Source organism: Dactylosporangium siamense (assembly GCF_016862795.1).
Classification (GTDB): Bacteria; Actinomycetota; Actinomycetes; order Mycobacteriales; family Micromonosporaceae; genus Dactylosporangium; species Dactylosporangium siamense.
Genome location: NZ_BONQ01000056.1, coordinates 75,731 through 92,355 on the forward strand (window position 1 = coordinate 75,731; position 16,625 = coordinate 92,355).

A 16,625-nucleotide genomic window follows, 5' to 3' on the forward strand; every position below is an offset into this window, starting at 1 on the left:
ATGACGATCATTCCGTGGGCGGCGGGGGCGACGTAGACTGGCACTCGCGAAGTGGGAGTGCCAGTTCTATTGAGGGGGTGCGTATGGCTCTCGACGAGCGCAAGCTCGAGGTCCTGCGCGCCATCGTCGAGGACTATGTCGCCACCCAGGAGCCCGTCGGCAGCAAGGCCCTCGTCGAGCGGCACAACCTGCGGGTCTCCCCGGCGACCGTCCGCAACGACATGGCCGTCCTCGAGGAGGAGGGCTACATCCGGCAGCCGCACACCAGTGCCGGCCGGGTGCCCACCGACGCCGGCTACCGCCTCTTCGTCGACAAGCTGTCCCGGGTCAAGCCGCTGAGCCCCGCGGAGCGCCGGGCCATCGAGCGGTTCCTGATCGGCGCGATCGACCTCGACGACGTCGTGCACCGCACCGTCCGGCTGCTCGCGCAGCTCACCCGGCAGGTCGCCGTCGTGCAGTATCCGAGCCTGTCCCGCGCCAGCGTCCGGCACTTCGAGCTGGTGCCGATCTCCACCACCCGGCTGATGGTGGTCATGATCGCCGAGACCGGCCGGGTCGAGCAGCGGCTCGTCGACCTGCCCGGCCCGATCCTCGCCGACGACGTCACCGAGCTGCGCCAGCGGATCAACGAGAAGCTCGTCGGCAAGCGCCTCGTGGACACCCCGCCATTGGTTCTCGCCCTGGTCGAGGAATCGGTGCCGAGCCTGCGCCCGCCGATGACCGCCCTGTCGACGGTGCTGCTGGAGACGCTGGTGGAGCGCGCCGAGGAGCGGATCGCGCTCGCCGGCACCGCCAACCTCGCCCGTGGCGGCCTGCTGGACTTCCAGGGCTCGCTGCGCCCCATCCTCGAGGCGCTCGAGGAGGAAGTGATCCTGCTCAAGCTCTTCGGTGAGGTCGAGCCGAGCATGACCCGGGTCCGCATCGGCGACGAGAACGAGATCGAAGACCTGCGCAGCGCCTCGATCGTGGCGACCGGCTACGGGCCGGGCTCGATCGTGGTGGGCGGCATGGGTGTGCTGGGGCCGACCCGGATGGACTACCCCGGCAACATCGCCACGGTGCGTGCCGTGGCACGCTACGTCGGCGATCTGCTGGGACAAAGTTGAACCTCATGGACGAGTCAGGGGCATAGGACTCAGTGGCGAAGGACTACTACGGGACTCTCGGTGTCAAGCGGGACTCCACGGCCGATGAGATCAAGCGCGCCTACCGGCGGTTGGCGCGCGAGTTCCACCCGGACGTCAATCCCGATCCCGTGGCACAGGAAAAGTTCAAGGAGATCAACGCGGCCTACGAGGTGCTGTCCGACCCGCGCAAGCGGGAGATGGTCGACCTCGGCGGCGACCCTCTGGCGCCCGGTGGCGGCGGTGGCGGCCCGCAGGGCGGCGCGTTCGTCGGTTTCCAGGACATCATGGACGCGTTCTTCGGCACGACCGCCAGCCGCGGGCCGCGCCCGCGGATCCGGCCCGGCGCCGACGCGATCCTCCGCCTCGACCTCGACCTGCACGAGACCGCGTTCGGCGTCGAGGCGCCGATCACGGTCGACACCGCGGTCGTGTGCGCCACCTGCACCGGCGCCGGCACCGCGCCCAACACCCACCCGACGACCTGCGAGATCTGCGGCGGTCGCGGCGAGGTCCAGTCGGTGCAGCGCACGTTCCTCGGCCAGGTCGTCTCGGCCCGGCCCTGCTCGGCCTGCCAGGGCTTCGGCACCGTCATCCCGCACCCGTGCGCGACCTGCGGCGGCGACGGCCGGGTCCGCACCCGCCGCACGCTGACCGTGAAGATCCCGTCCGGGGTCGAGGACGGCATGCGCATCCGCCTGGCCCAGCAGGGCGAGGTCGGCCCCGGCGGCGGCCCTCCCGGCGACCTGTATGTCGAGATCCACGAGCGCCCGCACGACGTCTATTCGCGCAAGGACGACGACCTGCACTGCCGGGTCACCGTCCCGATGACGGCGGCGGCGCTCGGCACCCGGCTCACGATCAAGACCCTCGACGGCGAGGAGACGGTCGACGTCAAGGCCGGCACCCAGCCCAACCAGACCCTGCGCATCCGCGGCAAGGGCGTCCCGCACCTGCGCGGCGCCGGCCGCGGCGACCTGCACGTCCACCTCGACGTGCGGACCCCGACCCGGCTCGAGCCGGAGCAGGAGAAGCTGCTGCGCGACTTCGCCCGCACCCGCGGCGAGGAGGTCGCTGAGCTGTCCAAGCAGGGCGGCTTCTTCTCCCGGGTGCGCGACGCGTTCAATGGTCACGCGTGAGGGCCTGGAGCGCAGCGGAGGGCACTCACGTGTGTGTTCGGGTTTTTGGTGTGACAGCGTGAGGGTCTGGAGCGCAGCGGAGGGCACTCACGTGTGTGTTCGGGTTTTTGGTGTGACAGCGTGAGGGCCTGGAGCGCAGCGGAGGGCACTCACGTGTGTGTGTTCGGGTTTGGTGTGACCGCGTGAGGGTCCGGAGCGCGTGAGCCTCCCGCTTTTTCTGGTTCCTTCCCTGCCGCCGCCGGATTCCCGGTGGCGGCTGGACGGGCCCGAGGGCCATCACGCGGCCAATGTGCAGCGGCTCTCCGTGGGGGAGTCGCTGCTGCTGTCCGACGGGCGCGGCGGCCTGCTGCAAGCGGTCGTCGTCTCGGCGCACAAGGGCGCCCTGGATCTTGACCTGTCCGCTTCGACCTTCGTCCCGGCACACGACCCGCAGATCACCGTGGTGCAGGGGATCGCGAAGGGGGAGCGGGCGGAGCTGGCGGTGCAGCTGATGACCGAGCTCGGCGTCGACCGGATCGTGCCGTGGCAGGCGGCCCGCAGCATCGCCCGGTGGAAGGACGCCAAGCCGGTCGAGAAGTGGCGCGCCACGGTCCGCGAGGCGGTCAAGCAGTCCCGCCGGGCCTGGTTGCCCGAGGTCACCGACGCGCGGACCACGAAGCAGCTCACCCTGACCGGCACGGTGCTGCTGCTGCACGAGGAGGCGTCGGCACCCCTGTCGACCGTCCCGCTCGCCGGCGACATCACCCTCGTCGTCGGGCCGGAGGGCGGGATCGCGCCGGAGGAGCTGGCCGCGTTCCCGGACGCGGTGCCGGTCCGGCTGGGCCGCGAGATCCTGCGCACGTCGACCGCCGGTGCTGCCGCGCTGGCCGCTTTGTCGGTCCGCCTCGGCCGTTGGTGACGCTCCGCGGCTGGTGACCCCTCCGCACGCTCCCCATGATCCGGTCGACTTCGTGTACCCCTGGGTGGTCAAAGTCGACCATCCCCGCGCCGTGTAGCTGAATATTTGAAGGTCTGGACGACCACCACCCGCGAACCGCAACCACGGCCGGTCACCGGAAATACGACGCACCGTTCAGATCGAGCACGGCACCCGACGACCACTCCGAACCGGCCAGGAACAGCACCGCCTCCGCGACCTCCTCAGGCCGCGCGACCCGGTTGAACGGGCTCTGCGCCCGGATCGCGGCGCCGTCCCCGGCGTCCATGATCGCGTTGCCCATGTCGGTGGCGACGAACCCCGGGGCGACCGCGTTGACGGCGATCCCGCTCGGTGCGAGCGCGAGGGCCAGGGACTGGGTCAGCGAGTTCAGGCCCGCCTTGGCCGCGCCGTAGGCCGGGTAGAGGGGTTCGCCGCGGTACGCGCCGCGGGAGGACACGTTGACGATCCTGCCGCCCTCGCCGAGGTGCCGGGCCGCGCACCAGCAGACGTTGGCCGGGCCGGTCAGGTTGGCCGACAGGGTGTGCTGCCAGGCCGCCTGCCAGGACGCGTAGTCGTCGGTGAGGATCGGGTGCTCGACCGCGACCGCCGCGTTGTTGACGACGACGTCGAGGCCGCCGAGGGAGAGCGCGGCGCCGTCGACGAACGCCCGCACCGCGGCGGGGTCCGTCAGGTCGCCGGAGACGATCACGTGCCCCTCGCCGGGCAGGCTCGCCCGCACCTTCTCCGCCAGTTCCGCGGAGTCGCGGTGGTGCACCGCCACGACGTCACCCCGATCGGCGAACGCCCGCGCGACCGCCTCGCCGATGCCGCGGGAGGCCCCTGTCACCAACACCTTGCGTCCAGACATGGCAGCACCCTACAAGCCGAATACGATGCGACTGTGACTGATGACTGCCTGTTCTGCCGCATCGTCGCGGGGGAGATCCCGGCGACGGTGGTCCACGAGACCGACGACACTCTGGCGTTCCGCGACATCGGGCCGAAGGCGCCGGTGCACGTGCTGGTGATCCCGAAGGCCCATCACAACGACGTGGCCGCGCTCGCCGCCGCCGACCCGGCCCTCGCGGGGAAGGTGCTCGCCGCGTGCGGCGCGGTCGCCGGGCAGGAGGGCCTGACCGGTGACGGGTACCGGGTCATCTTCAACACGGGCCGGTTCGGCGGCCAGGAGGTCTTCCACGTGCACGGGCACGTCGTCGGCGGCCGCCCGCTCGGCCCGATGCTGTCGGCATGACGGCGCTGGAGCGGTACGAGCGGCTGGCCCGCCAGGTCCAGGCCGACGCGCGCGTCCCGGCGCTGAGCGTGGCCATCCACCGCGCCGACCGGCCGTTGTGGACGTTCACCGTCGGCGCCGACGTCGACGCGCGCAGCCAGCTGCGGATCGGGTCGGTCACCAAGACGTTCACCGCGGTCCTGGTGATGCAGTGCCGCGACGAGGGTCTCCTGGAGCTCGACGACCCGATCTCGCGGCACCTGCCGGTGAAGGCGCACGGCGACCTGACCGTCGGCCGGATGCTGTCGCACCTGTCGGGCCTGCAGCGGGAGCCGTTCGGCGACGTCTGGGACACGATGCAGGCGCCCGACGTCGACACCCTGCTCGACCAGCTCGACCGGGCCGAGCGGGTGCTGCCGGCCGGGCGGCGGTTCCACTACTCCAACCTGGCGATCGCGCTGCTCGGCCACCTCGCCGGGACGCTGCGCGGCGGGACCTGGGAGGAGGTGCTGCGCGAGCGGATCCTCGACCCGCTCGGGCTGGACGACACCGTCGTCACGCCGAGCCGGCCCGTCGTCGGGTATCAGGTCGACGCCTGGTCCGACTACGCGCACCCGGAGCCGCCCGACGACTTCGGCGCGGTCGGGCCGGCCGCCCAGCTGTGGAGCACCGCCGCGGACCTGGCGAAGTGGGCCGCGTTCCTGGCCGACCCGAAATCGGTCGACGCCGCCGAAACGGTCCTCGCGGCGGCGACGGTCGAGGAGATGCGGGCTCCGCAGGCGGTGACCGAGGACGTGCTGTGGGCGCGGGGTCTCGGTCTCGGGCTGATCCTGCAGCCGCAGCCGGGCGCCGAGCGGATCGTGCACGTCGGCCACGACGGCGCGATGCCGGGCTTCCTGGCCGGCGCCTACGGGCGGGTCGGCGGCACCGGCACCCCCGGCGCGTTCGGCGCGGCCGCGCTCGGGTCGTCCGGCACCGCCGGGGAGGTCATCGACCTGGCGCACCAGCTGCTCGCCGCGGCGGTCGACGCCGACCCGGCCGACATCGCGCCGTGGACGCCCGCGCCGGCACCGCCGCAGCGGTACCGCTCGGTGCTCGGCCGCTGGTGGGGTGAGGGCTTCGAGTACGTCTTCAGCTGGCACGGCGGCGCGCTGCAGGCCCGGTCGGTGGATCAGCCGGCCAACCGCCCGCCGGCAGTGTTCGCGCCGGTCGACGGCCAGCCGGACGTGTTCCGCACCGTGTCCGGCCGGGAGACGGGCGAGCTGTTGCGGCTGACCCGCGCCGCGGACGGCACCGTGGAGCGGTTGCACTGGGCGACGTACCGGTTCACCAGGGGCCAGGAGACCTTTGACCGGTTCCGGTTCTAACGCGAGATCATGGTGAAGACGGCGCCGTTGGGGTCCACGACGACCGCGATGCGGCCGTGCGGGGAGTCGAACGGCCCGTGCTGGACCTGGCCGCCCGCCGACCGGACCCGGTCGGCGGCGCGGTCGGTGTCCTCGGCGGCGAAGTAGACCATCCAGTGCGGCGGGATGCCCTCCCACGCCTCGGTCATGGTGAGCCGCCCGGCGACGGGGTCGGCGTTGCCGAGGCTCCACGCCGTGTAGTCGAACTGCTCGTCGGCCTCGACCCTGGTCTGCCGGTATCCGAACAGGCCCTGGTAGAAGGTGTCGACGGCGTCCGGTTCGCGGGTGTTGACCTCGGCCCAGCACAGCGCGCCGTCCTCGTCGAACAGCTGCGAGCCGGTGTGCTGGCCGGGCTCCCACGCGCCGAACGCGGCGCCGGACGGGTCGAGGGCGAAGAGCATCCGGCCGTTGCTGGGGATGTCCATCGGCGCGACGATGACCTTGCCGCCGCCGGCGTCGACGCGCCTGGCGGTGTCCTCCAGGTCGTGTGACATCAGGTACAGGCTCCAGGCGGCGGGGGTCTGCTCGGCGCCCGGCATCGGCGGGCTCATCCCGGCGACGACCTTGCCGTCCTTGAGGCACATGACGTAGTGCCCGAAGTCGGCGCCGGTGTCCAGGAACGTCCAGCCGAACAGCGTCGAGTAGAACCGCTGCGCGGCGGCGAGATCGGGTGCCACCAGGTCGGCCCAGCAGGGCTCACCGTCCACGTATCCGCTGCGCTCGACCATGCGTGTGGGCCTCCCGTCGATGTGTTCACCTGCCTCAGTACCACCGTGCGAGTGGGCGTGTCCGGACTTTCGGCGCGAACGGCATGATCGGGCGACCCCGAACCGGGTGATGCGGATATTGGCTGCATCGGGAATGAACCGGACATCGGCAAGAAATGGGAACGGCCGGAGGGGCGGTCAGCCGATACCATGAAGAGCCTGGACATGAAGCCAGCAGGAGCGAGCCCGGAAGCAGGTGCTTGAGGCCCCACGTGGCCGACGTATGACCGAGACCCCGACCCCCGCACCGGCAGTGTCGTCGGAGCCGCCCGTGCGGGCCATCAGCAAGATCACGGTCCCCGACCCGCACACGATGGTCAGGTTGCTCGGCGCGGGAGACGAGATCCTCAAGCTCGTCGAGCGGGCCGTCAACAGCGACGTGCACGTGCGGGGCAACGAGATCACCATCACCGGCACGGCCGCGGACAACGCCCTGGCCGAGCGCATCTTCAGCGAACTCATCGAGCTGGTGCGCAAGGGCGAGACCCTCACCCCGGACAACGTCCGGCGCACCGTCGGCATGCTCCAGCAGAACACCGCCGAGCGCCCCGCCGACGTGCTGACCCTCAACATCCTCTCCCGTCGCGGCCGCACCATCCGGCCCAAGACCCTCGGCCAGAAGCGGTATGTCGACTCGATCGACCAGCACACGATCGTGTTCGGCATCGGCCCGGCCGGCACCGGCAAGACCTATCTCGCCATGGCGAAGGCGGTCCAGGCGCTGCAGGCCAAGCAGGTCAACCGGATCATCCTGACCCGGCCGGCGGTCGAGGCCGGCGAGCGGCTGGGCTTCCTGCCCGGCACGCTCTACGACAAGATCGACCCGTACCTGCGTCCGCTCTACGACGCGCTGCACGACATGCTCGACCCGGAGTCCATCCCGAAACTCATGGCCGCCGGGACGATCGAGGTCGCGCCGCTGGCCTACATGCGGGGCCGCACGTTGAACGACGCCTTCATCATCCTGGACGAGGCGCAGAACACCACGCCCGAGCAGATGAAGATGTTCCTGACCCGGCTCGGCTTCGGTTCGCGGATCGTCGTCACCGGCGACGTGACGCAGATCGACCTTCCCGGGGGCACCCGCAGCGGCCTCAGGGTGGTCCGTGAGATCCTCGGTGACGTCGAAGACGTGCACTTCGCCCAGCTTGGCAGCGCCGACGTGGTGCGGCACAGGCTGGTGAGTGAGATCGTCGACGCCTATGCCAAGTGGGACGAGGCGCAGGAGGCGCAGCAACAGCCGCCGGTGCGCGCCGTCCCGGACCGCGGGCGACGCAGGTAAGCCCCCTTCCAACAGGAGCAGTTGTTGTCCATCGAGATCGCCAACGAGTCCGGCGTCGACGTCAACTCCGACACCATTCTCGCGGTGGCCCGGCACGCACTCGACGAGATGGGGGTCAACCCGCTCGCCGAGCTGTCGATCCTGCTCGTCGACGTCGAGTACATGACCGAGCTCAACCACCGCTGGATGGACGGCGACGGCCCGACCGACGTGCTCGCCTTCCCGATGGACGAGGGCAGCGTCGACCACGGCCCCGGTGAGGGCGGCGGCGAGCCCGCGCTGCTCGGCGACATCGTGCTGTGCCCGGAGGTGGCGGCGAAACAGGCCGCCACCGCCGGACACGCCACGATCGACGAGCTGGCGCTGCTCACCGTGCACGGCACCCTGCACCTGCTCGGCTACGACCACGCCGAGCCGGAGGAGGAGGCCGAGATGTTCGGCCTGCAGGCACGTCTCCTGGAGAGCTGGCGAAAGTGAGTGACATGACCTTGCTGACGACCGCCGCCGGGCTGGTCGTGCTGGCAGGGTTGTTCGCGATGTCCGACGCCGCGCTCAACGTGGTGTCGCCGGCCCGCGCCCACGAGCTCGCCCGCGAAGGCAAGCCCGGCGCCAACGCCCTGCAGGTCATCGCGGCCGACCCGGCCCGCTACATCAACCTGCTCCTGCTGCTGCGACTGCTGTGCGAGCTGACCGCGACCACCCTGGTCGCCCTGGTCACCGCCGCGGCCGTCGGCGGCGACCGGGACTGGCTGGCCGCGCTCATCACGGCCGGCTCGATGACGGTGGTGAGCTTCGTCGTCGTCGGGGTCGGCCCGCGCACCATCGGCCGCCAGCACGCCTACGCGGTGGCCCGGGTCGCCGCGCCCCCGGTCCGCTGGCTCGGCACGGTGCTCGGCCCGCTCGCCCGCCTGCTGATCCTCATCGGTAACGCGGTGACCCCCGGCAAGGGCTACCGCGAAGGCCCCTTCGCCACCACCATCGAGCTGCGCGAGCTCGTCGACCTCGCCGAGCAGCGCGGCGTCGTCGAGCACGGCGAGCGCGACATGATCCACTCGGTCTTCGCCCTCGGCACGACGATCGCCCGCGAGGTGATGGTCCCGCGCACCGAGATGGTCTGGATCGAGACGCACAAGACCGTCCGCCAGGCCCTCATGCTCGCGATGCGCAGCGGCTTCTCCCGCATCCCCGTCGTCGGCGAGAACGTCGACGACGTCCTGGGCGTCGCCTACCTCAAGGACCTCGTCCGGCGCACCTCCGGCGACGCCGCGGCCGGCGACATCCCCGTCGCCCAGGTCATGCGCGACGCCACCTTCGTGCCCGAGTCGAAACCCGTCGACGACCTGCTCCGCGAGATGCAGGCCGCCCGCACCCACATGGCGATCATCATCGACGAGTACGGCGGCACCGCCGGCCTCGTCACCATCGAGGACATCCTCGAGGAGATCGTCGGCGAGATCACCGACGAGTATGACGTCGCCGAGCGCCCCCCGATCGAGGAACTGCCCGACGGCGCCTTCCGGATCACCAGCCGCCTGCCGGTCGAGGACCTCGGCGAGCTGTTCGACGTGGAGCTGCCCGCCGACGAGGTCGAGACCGTCGCCGGCCTCCTCGCCCAGGCCCTCGGCCGCGTGCCGATCCCCGGCGCGACCGCGGTCGTCGCCGGCCTGGTCCTCGTCGCCGAGGGCACCACCGGCCGCCGGAACCGGATCGACACCCTCCTCGTCCGGCGGGCCGACCCCGACGACGAGGAACAGGCCAACCACGACAGCGAAAGGCAGCACGCCGATGCCTGAGGCCCTCTCCGCCGAGGACCAGAAACTGGTCACCCTCGCCCGGGCCGCCCGCGCCCGCATCGGCGCCGTCGAGGGCGCCGCGGTCCGCGACGGCGACGGCCGGACGTACAACGCCGCCTCCGTCACCCTGCCCTCCCTGTCGATCACCGCATTGCAGCTGGCGGTGGCGACCGCGGTCGCGTCCGGCGCCGGCAAGCTCGAGGCGGCCGCGGTCGTGACCGAGGCCTCCTCCCTGGACACCCTGGGCCGCGCCGCCGTCCGTGACGTCTCCCCGTCCGCCCCGATCCACCTGGCCGCCCCCGACGCGACCGTCTTCGCCACCGTCACCGACTGACCGCCGCGGCCCCTGACAGTAGGCTTCCGGGATGCGCAGGGACCGGGTCGACGAGGTCGTCGACGAGTGGCGGGTCCAGCTGCCTGACACCGTCGGGCCCGCGATGGAGCTCGGCAAGCGCATCCACCGCCTCGCCGGGCGGCTGCAGGAGATCGTGCGCGCCGAGACGGCCGCGGTCGGGTTGACGCCGGCCGAGTTCGACGTGCTGTCGGCGCTGCGGCGGGTGGGTGCGCCGTACGCGCTGAAACCCTCCGACCTCGCCAGCGGCCTGCTGCTCACGTCCGGCGGGATCAGCAACGTGCTGCGGCGGCTCCAGCAGGACGGCGTGGTCGAGCGGGCGGCCGACGCCGCCGACGCGCGGGTCGCCTGGGTCAGGCTGACCCCGAAAGGGGTCACCGTCGCGGAGCGGGTCGTGCGGGCCGTGACGAGGGCGCAGGCGCGGCTGTTCGCCCCGGTGCCCGAGCAGTTGCAGCACGACACCGTCAGGCACCTGCGGGAACTGCTGGTCGAGCTGGGCGACGAAGCCGTCCAGGAAGGAGTCTGAGGTGCTGCAGCGGTACGACCCCCGCAACGCCGACATCCGCTACTGGGTCGACGGCGTGCTGCGGCACCGCGACGAGCCGGGCATCTCGCCGTTCGACTCGGTCGTGCAGGGTGGCGACGCCGTCTGGGAGGGGCTGCGGGTCTACGACGGCGGCGTGTACGGGCTCGACGAGCACCTCGCCAGGCTGCGGCGCTCGGCGCGGGCGCTCGGCTTCGAACGGGTCCCGGCCGACGCCGACATCGTGGCCGCGGTCCGCGCGACGCTCGACGCCAACGACATGCGCGACGGGGTGCACGTGCGGCTCACCCTGACCCGCGGCGTCAAGGTCACCAGCGGCATGGACCCGCGGCTGAACCAGGCCGGCTGCACGCTGATCGTGCTCGCCGAGCACAAGCCGCCGGTGTACGACACGGGCGGGCTCACCCTGGCCACCTCAAGCGTGCGGCGGCCCGGGCCGGACGTGCTCGACCCGAAGATCCACCACAACAACCTGATCAACTCGATCCTGGCGAAGATGGAGGCGAACCTCGCCGGCGCCGACGACGCGATGATGCTCGACGGCCGCGGGTTCGTCGCCGAGACCAACGCGACGCACCTGTTCGCGGTCGTCGACGGCGGTCTCGTGACGCCCCGCGCGGTCGCCTGCCCGGAGGGCATCACCCGGGACACGGTGCTGCGGCTCGCACCCGCCGAGGGGCTCCAGGTGCAGGTCCGCGACGTGTCGCAGGTCGAGATGTACACCGCCGACGAGGTCTTCTGCACGGGCACCATGGGCGAGATCGCCGGTGTGGTGGCGATCGACGGCCGGCCCATCGGCACCGGCGCGGTCGGCCCGGTCACCGCCCGCCTCGCCCGGGTGTACCGGCAGCACGCCCGGGAGCACGCTCAGAGACTGTGGGCCGACAGCTCCGTGTAGAGCGGGGTCGCGGCCTCGACCAGCCAGGACAGGCGCGGCGGGACGTCGGCGGGGCGCGGGTCGTGGGCCGCGAACCCCGTCGACGCCTCGACCGCCGCGTACCAGTGCGGCGCCCACACCCCGTCGGTGTCGCGCCGCCCGGCGGGCCAGGCCAGCATCGCCGGGTCCCAGGGGATGCCGAGCGCGCCGCAGAGCCGCCCCAGGGTGCCGGCTGGGTCGCGCAGGACGTCGGCGGCGTCGACGACCGGGCCGCCGTGCGCGCGGAAGATCTCGACCTGCTGTTCGTAGCCGAGGTCGGCGAGGGTCGGCTCGCCGCGGACCTTCGCGTACGACGCGACCACGTGCGCCGGATCCCGGATGAGGAACGCGTTGTGGACCGAGCCCAGCCACTCCCGGCCGACGTCCGGCAGCAGGTGGTGCGTCATGTGCTTCTGGTAGAACACCCCCGCCGGCACCGGCGCGAGCAGCGCCCCCGCCGCCTGCGCCCAGTCGACCGGCTGGGACGCGAGGATCTCCTCCCGGCCGGGGTGTTCGAGGCCGGTCGCGGCCAGATAGTGGGCGTAGAGCGGCTCGTCGACGACGACCGTGTCGGCTCTCGCGCCGAAACTGCGCATCATCGCCGTGGAGATGTTGCGGGGGCCGGACCACATCGCCACTCGTACCGTCATGGGCAACGAGGGTAACCGACGTGGCATTCAGGCAGTTTTAATCCTGTATGTGATGGAATCCTGGTGCGCGTCGATGCGATCCACTGGGGCTTCCGGCGCCTACTGTCGGATGCGGAGCCCTGCAGTGCGCCCGCCCCGCCACCAGGCCTACTGGACAACGCCGACAGGTAGCCGACGGATGCACTGCGCGGGAAGGAAGGGGCCGGTCGATGGACCTGCTGATCGACGTGCGAGTGGCGCGACGGGATTCCACGACGTCCGCTGAGACGGCCGGGTCGGCACAGGACCGGACGGTCCGCCTCCGGGCCGACCACACCGGCACCGTCGCCGACCTCATCGCCGCGCTCCTCGGCGACCTCGACCCGGCCGACCGGCCGCAGCAGGCGACCTGGGCCTGGAACCTGCGCACCGGCCGCCGGCTCGACCCGGGCCGCCCGCTCGGCGCGCAGGGGCTGCGCTGCGGCGACACGGTCGTGCTCGGCCCGCCCGAACAGGCCCCGGACGCGCCGGCCGACCTTCCCGCGCACCGCTTCGAACTGCTCGTCGTCGCCGGCCCGGACGCCGGGAGGTGGCTGCCGCTGCCGGCCGGCGAGTTCGTCATCGGCACCGACCCGGCCTGCGACCTGATCCTCGCCGACCAGACCGCCGGCCGGCGCCACCTGCACCTCGGCATCGGCAGCCACGAGGTCGCCGCGACCGACCTGCGCTCACCGGCCGGCACCGGCATCGACGGCGAGCCGCTGCACGGCACGGTGACCCTCACCGCCGGGCAGCTGCTGCGCCTCGGCGCGACCCTGGTCACCGTCGAGGAGGTCCCCGCGGACCTGCCCGGGCCGGCCGGGCCGCCACCGGCGGTCTGGCTGCCGGCGGTGCCGCAGCCCGCCCGCAAGCGGCGCCTGGCGTTCCGGCGGGCGGTGGTCGACCCGGTGGTCGAGTTCGCCGCCGCCGTCGAACGCGCCGAGGCCGACGCCGCGCTCAAGCACCGCGCCGTCCTGCGGACCCGGCGGTCGGCCACCCCGAGCCTGGCGCACCTCGCGCGGGCCGCCGAACGGTACGCCGCCGTCGTGGACGGAGATCACCATGGCGCCCGCGCCGACCACCACGGTGCCCGCGCCGACCTTCACGGCACCCGCGCCGACCTTCACGGCACCCGCGCCGACCTTCACGGCGCTCGCGCCGAGCTCCACGGCGGCCGGGCCGAGCCGTACCAGGGAAGCACCGGCGAATCCGGCGGCATCGGACTGTGGAGCCGCCGGCCCGACGACCGGAACTTCCTCACACTGCGGCTGCGGACCGCTGACCTGCCGGGCCGGCTGCGGTTCGAGCAGCCACCGACCGGACCCGACGCCGACCCCGCGCACGTCGAACGCACCGACGCGCTGCGCGAACGGCACGCCGTCGACCGTGACGTGCCCGTCGAGGCCGACCTGCGGGTCCTCGGCGCCCTCGGGACGGCCGGGCCGGTCGAGGTCACCGACGGGGTCCTGCGATCCTGGCTGACCCAGCTGGCGACCCTCGCCAACCCGACCGACCTCGCCGTCGTCGTGCTCAGCGACGCACCCCAGTGGACGTGGACCGGCTGGCTGCCGCACACCCGGACGCTGACCGCCGCGATCGCCCCCGGCGCGCGCACCATCGCGGCCGGCGAGGAGGACCGCCGGCAGGTCCTCGCCCTCGTCGAGGCACTCCTGCGGCAGCGGCGCCGCGGGCGGCACGCCATCGCCGAGTCGTTCGTCCCGCACGTCGTCGTCGTGCTGCCGGACCCGTCGCTGGTGCCGCCGGCGTCGCTGAACCGGCTCGTCGAGGAGGGTCCGCGCTGCGGGATCAGCCTGCTCGTCGGCGCGGACACCCCGGGCGAGCTACCGCCGGGCGTGTCGGTGCAGGACGGCGAGCCGCTGCCCGCCGACGTCGCCGCCCAGGTCGCCCACGCGCTCGCCGCGACCCCGGACGCCGCCGGCGGCGCCGCGCCACGGGTGGCACCGCTCGCCGAGGTGCTGAACCTGACCGACCTGAGCCCGAGCGCGATCGTGAAACGCTGGGTGCCCTCGACCCGCGACCGCGGCCTCGCCGCGCCGATCGGCCTCGGCGGCAAGACCGCCGGCGGGATCGGCCCCGTCACCGTCGACCTGCGCCGCGACGGTCCGCACGGGCTCGTCGCCGGCGTCGGCGGCTCCGGCCGGTCGTGGCTGCTGCGGTCATACCTGGCGGCCCTCGCCGCGACGTACCCGGCGAACCGCCTCACGTTCGTCCTGGTCGACTTCTCGGGGCCCTCGTTCGCGGAATGTGTGGAACTGCCGCACACCGTCGGGGTGTTCACCGACACCGACCCGCACCGCACCCGCCGGGTCCTCGTGTCGCTCAACGCCGAGCTGCGCCGCCGCGAGGCGGTCCTGCGCCGGCACTCGGTCAAGGACATCGTGGAGATGGAACGCAAGTTCCCGGCGGCGGCGCCGGCGAACCTGCTCATCGTCGTCGCCGAGTTCGTCGACGCGCCCGCCGACTTCGTGCCGGGGCTGCGGGAGCTCGCCCGCCGCGGCCGGCACGCCGGGGTGCACCTGCTCCTGGCCACCGCGAAACCGCACGGCGCCGTCGACGACGACCTGCGGGCCGAGGCCGACCTGCGCATCGCGCTGCGGGTCGAGGAGGAGGCCGACAGCCTCGAGGTCCTCGAACGCCCCGACGCGGCGCACCTGTCGCCGCTGCTGGCCGGCCGGGCGTTCGTGCGGACCGTCGAGGGCGGCTTCCAGGCCGTCCAGGTCGCCTACGGCGGGTTCCGGTCCCCGGCCGGCCGGCGCGCGACGCCGACCACGGTCACCGAGGTGCGCTTCGAGTCCGGGCTCGTCGACCGGGAGGCCCTCGACGCGCCCGTCGGCGGCGACGACTCCGCCCCGACGGACCTGCAACGCCTCGTCGAGGCGATCAGCGCCGCGCACCGCGAGGCCCGGGTGCCCGACCAGCCCCGGCCGTGGCAGCCGGCGCTCGCCGTCTCGTACACCCTCGACGAGCTTCCGCAACCGGACACGGGTGCGTTCGCCGCCGCGATCGGCATGGTCGACCTGCCCAACTCCCAGGCCCGCCAGGTCTGGCAGCTCGACCTCGACGAACTCGGCCACCTGCTCGTCTTCGGCCCCACCGGCGCCGGGAAGAGCACCCTGCTGGACACGGTCGCGGCGTCGTTCGCCGCCCGGTTCGACGGCACCCGGCTGCGCGTGTACCGGGTCGACGGCACCGCCGTGGAGTCCGCGGAGGCGCTCCTCGCCACGATCGAGAAGATCGTCGTGGAGCGGGCCGCGCTCGCTGAACACGCCGGCGCCCGGGTCTTGGTCCTCGTCGACGGGCACGATGTGCGGCTCAACGACGCCCTCATCCGCCTCGCCAGCGGCGGCAAGGCCGTCGGCGTCCACGTCGTCCTGGCGACCGAGCAGCGCAGCGCCGTGCCCACGTCGCTGTCGCGGCTCATGCCGGGCCGGATCGTGCTGCGCTCCGCCGGCCGGGGCCTCGTCGAGGGCACGATCGAACTGCAGGTGGCACTCTCCGTGACGGCGCACACAACACCTGCACAGCGCCCCCGCCAGTTGCAGCTCGAGGTTTGAGTACGCTGAACCACCGTGCAGCACAACTACCACGCAGGCTTCGCGTGCTTCGTCGGCCGGCCCAACGCGGGCAAGTCGACGCTCACCAACGCGATCGTCGGGCAGAAGATCGCGATCACGTCGTCGAAGCCGCAGACGACCCGGCACACCGTGCGCGGTGTCGTCCACCGGCCGGACTCCCAGCTCGTGCTGGTGGACACGCCGGGGCTGCACCGCCCGAGGACCCTGCTGGGGGAGCGGCTCAACGACCTCGTCCGGGCGACCTGGAGCGAGGTCGACGTGATCGGCCTCTGCCTGCCCGCCGACGAGGAGATCGGCCGCGGTGACCGGTTCATCACCGGCGAGATCGCCGCGTTGAAGGCGACCGTGGTCGCGGTGGTCACCAAGACCGACCTCGTCGACCGCGGCAAGCTCGCCCAGCGGCTCATGGCCGTGCAGGAACTCGGCGAGTTCGCCGACATCGTGCCCGTCAGCGCGGTGTCGGGGGAGCAGATCCAGACGCTCGTCGACGTCATGGTCAAGCACCTGCCGCAGTCGCCGCAGCTGTACCCCGACGGCATGCTCACCGACGAACCCGAGCACGTGCTCATGGCCGAGCTCATCCGCGAGGCGGCCCTCGAAGGCGTCCGCGACGAACTGCCGCACTCGATCGCCGTCCTCGTCGAGGAGGTCTTCGTCGAGGACAGCGGCCTGACCAGGATCTTCGCCGACATCTACGTGGAGCGCCCCAGCCAGAAGGCGATCATCCTCGGCCACCAGGCGGGCCGCCTCAAGGACGTCGGCACCCGCGCCCGGCACGCCATCGAGGACCTGGTCGGCGGGCGGGTCTACCTCGACCTGCACGTCCGGGTCGCGAAGGACTGGCAGCGGGACCCGAAGCAGCTGCGACGCCTGGGCTTCTGAGGCTCC

Annotated in this window: 16 protein-coding genes; 13 read left to right on the top strand and 3 right to left on the bottom strand. The window is 72.6% G+C overall.

Annotated elements, in window-relative coordinates; translation table 11 throughout:
- The first annotated feature begins 83 nt into the window (after positions 1–83).
- The 3 genes from hrcA (at position 84) to Dsi01nite_RS19405 (ending at position 3,161) form a co-directional block, all read left to right on the top strand.
- Positions 84–1,106, top strand: a complete 1,023-nt coding sequence (gene hrcA, locus Dsi01nite_RS19395; RefSeq protein ID WP_203847600.1) for a heat-inducible transcriptional repressor HrcA — start codon at positions 84–86, stop codon at positions 1,104–1,106.
- A gap of 32 nt (positions 1,107–1,138) precedes the next feature.
- A complete protein-coding gene (gene dnaJ, locus Dsi01nite_RS19400; RefSeq protein ID WP_203847601.1) occupies positions 1,139–2,263 on the top strand; it encodes a molecular chaperone DnaJ in 1,125 nt (374 codons plus the stop codon).
- A 199-nt stretch (positions 2,264–2,462) separates the two neighbouring features.
- Positions 2,463–3,161 (top strand): 16S rRNA (uracil(1498)-N(3))-methyltransferase, encoded by a 699-nt coding sequence (locus Dsi01nite_RS19405; protein ID WP_203847602.1) that lies wholly within the window; start codon positions 2,463–2,465, stop codon positions 3,159–3,161.
- 151 nt (positions 3,162–3,312) lie between these two features.
- Here Dsi01nite_RS19405 and Dsi01nite_RS19410 read toward each other — a convergent pair whose 3' ends face one another.
- Positions 3,313–4,050 carry an SDR family NAD(P)-dependent oxidoreductase gene (locus Dsi01nite_RS19410; RefSeq protein ID WP_203847603.1) on the bottom strand — a complete coding sequence of 246 codons (738 nt, stop codon included), beginning with the start codon at positions 4,048–4,050 and terminating at the stop codon, positions 3,313–3,315.
- A 33-nt stretch (positions 4,051–4,083) separates the two neighbouring features.
- Between Dsi01nite_RS19410 and Dsi01nite_RS19415 the strand changes: the two genes are divergently transcribed.
- Together Dsi01nite_RS19415 and Dsi01nite_RS19420 are read left to right on the top strand one after the other, a co-directional pair.
- Entirely contained in the window at positions 4,084–4,434 is a 351-nt protein-coding gene (locus Dsi01nite_RS19415; RefSeq protein ID WP_203847604.1) for a histidine triad nucleotide-binding protein, read from the top strand.
- A complete protein-coding gene (locus Dsi01nite_RS19420; RefSeq protein ID WP_203847605.1) occupies positions 4,431–5,780 on the top strand; it encodes a serine hydrolase domain-containing protein in 1,350 nt (449 codons plus the stop codon). Before Dsi01nite_RS19415 ends, Dsi01nite_RS19420 begins: the two co-directional genes overlap by 4 nt.
- Here the strand turns inward: Dsi01nite_RS19420 and Dsi01nite_RS19425 are convergent.
- On the bottom strand, positions 5,777–6,547 hold the full coding sequence (locus tag Dsi01nite_RS19425; protein ID WP_203847606.1) for a VOC family protein: 771 nt from the start codon (positions 6,545–6,547) through the stop codon (positions 5,777–5,779). The two genes, Dsi01nite_RS19420 and Dsi01nite_RS19425, sit on opposite strands and share 4 nt — an antisense overlap.
- Before the next feature lie 262 nt (positions 6,548–6,809).
- Between Dsi01nite_RS19425 and Dsi01nite_RS19430 the strand changes: the two genes are divergently transcribed.
- Genes Dsi01nite_RS19430 through Dsi01nite_RS19455 form a run of 6 tightly spaced genes read left to right on the top strand, consistent with a single transcriptional unit; the run spans position 6,810 to position 11,455 of the window.
- Entirely contained in the window at positions 6,810–7,868 is a 1,059-nt protein-coding gene (locus tag Dsi01nite_RS19430; protein WP_203847607.1) for a PhoH family protein, read from the top strand.
- 24 nt (positions 7,869–7,892) lie between these two features.
- Positions 7,893–8,345 (top strand): rRNA maturation RNase YbeY, encoded by a 453-nt coding sequence (gene ybeY / locus Dsi01nite_RS19435; protein ID WP_033364073.1) that lies wholly within the window; start codon positions 7,893–7,895, stop codon positions 8,343–8,345.
- Between the two features lie 5 nt (positions 8,346–8,350).
- Positions 8,351–9,661, top strand: a complete 1,311-nt coding sequence (locus Dsi01nite_RS19440; RefSeq protein ID WP_203847608.1) for a hemolysin family protein — start codon at positions 8,351–8,353, stop codon at positions 9,659–9,661.
- A complete protein-coding gene (locus Dsi01nite_RS19445; RefSeq protein ID WP_203847609.1) occupies positions 9,654–9,995 on the top strand; it encodes a cytidine deaminase-like protein in 342 nt (113 codons plus the stop codon). Before Dsi01nite_RS19440 ends, Dsi01nite_RS19445 begins: the two co-directional genes overlap by 8 nt.
- A gap of 31 nt (positions 9,996–10,026) precedes the next feature.
- Positions 10,027–10,539, top strand: coding sequence for a MarR family winged helix-turn-helix transcriptional regulator (locus Dsi01nite_RS19450; protein ID WP_203847610.1), 513 nt, complete (start codon positions 10,027–10,029; stop codon positions 10,537–10,539).
- A 1-nt stretch (position 10,540) separates the two neighbouring features.
- On the top strand, positions 10,541–11,455 hold the full coding sequence (locus Dsi01nite_RS19455) for an aminotransferase class IV (RefSeq protein WP_203847611.1): 915 nt from the start codon (positions 10,541–10,543) through the stop codon (positions 11,453–11,455).
- Here Dsi01nite_RS19455 and Dsi01nite_RS19460 read toward each other — a convergent pair.
- Positions 11,425–12,123: a sulfotransferase-like domain-containing protein gene (locus Dsi01nite_RS19460; protein ID WP_203847612.1), complete on the bottom strand. Its 699-nt coding sequence runs from the start codon at positions 12,121–12,123 to the stop codon at positions 11,425–11,427. The genes Dsi01nite_RS19455 and Dsi01nite_RS19460 overlap by 31 nt on opposite strands.
- Before the next feature lie 209 nt (positions 12,124–12,332).
- Between Dsi01nite_RS19460 and Dsi01nite_RS19465 the strand changes: the two genes are divergently transcribed.
- A complete protein-coding gene (locus Dsi01nite_RS19465) occupies positions 12,333–15,716 on the top strand; it encodes a type VII secretion EssC family protein (RefSeq protein WP_203847613.1) in 3,384 nt (1,127 codons plus the stop codon).
- Between the two features lie 15 nt (positions 15,717–15,731).
- Positions 15,732–16,619 carry a GTPase Era gene (era, locus tag Dsi01nite_RS19470; protein WP_203847614.1) on the top strand — a complete coding sequence of 296 codons (888 nt, stop codon included), beginning with the start codon at positions 15,732–15,734 and terminating at the stop codon, positions 16,617–16,619.
- The last annotated feature ends 6 nt before the right edge of the window (positions 16,620–16,625 follow it).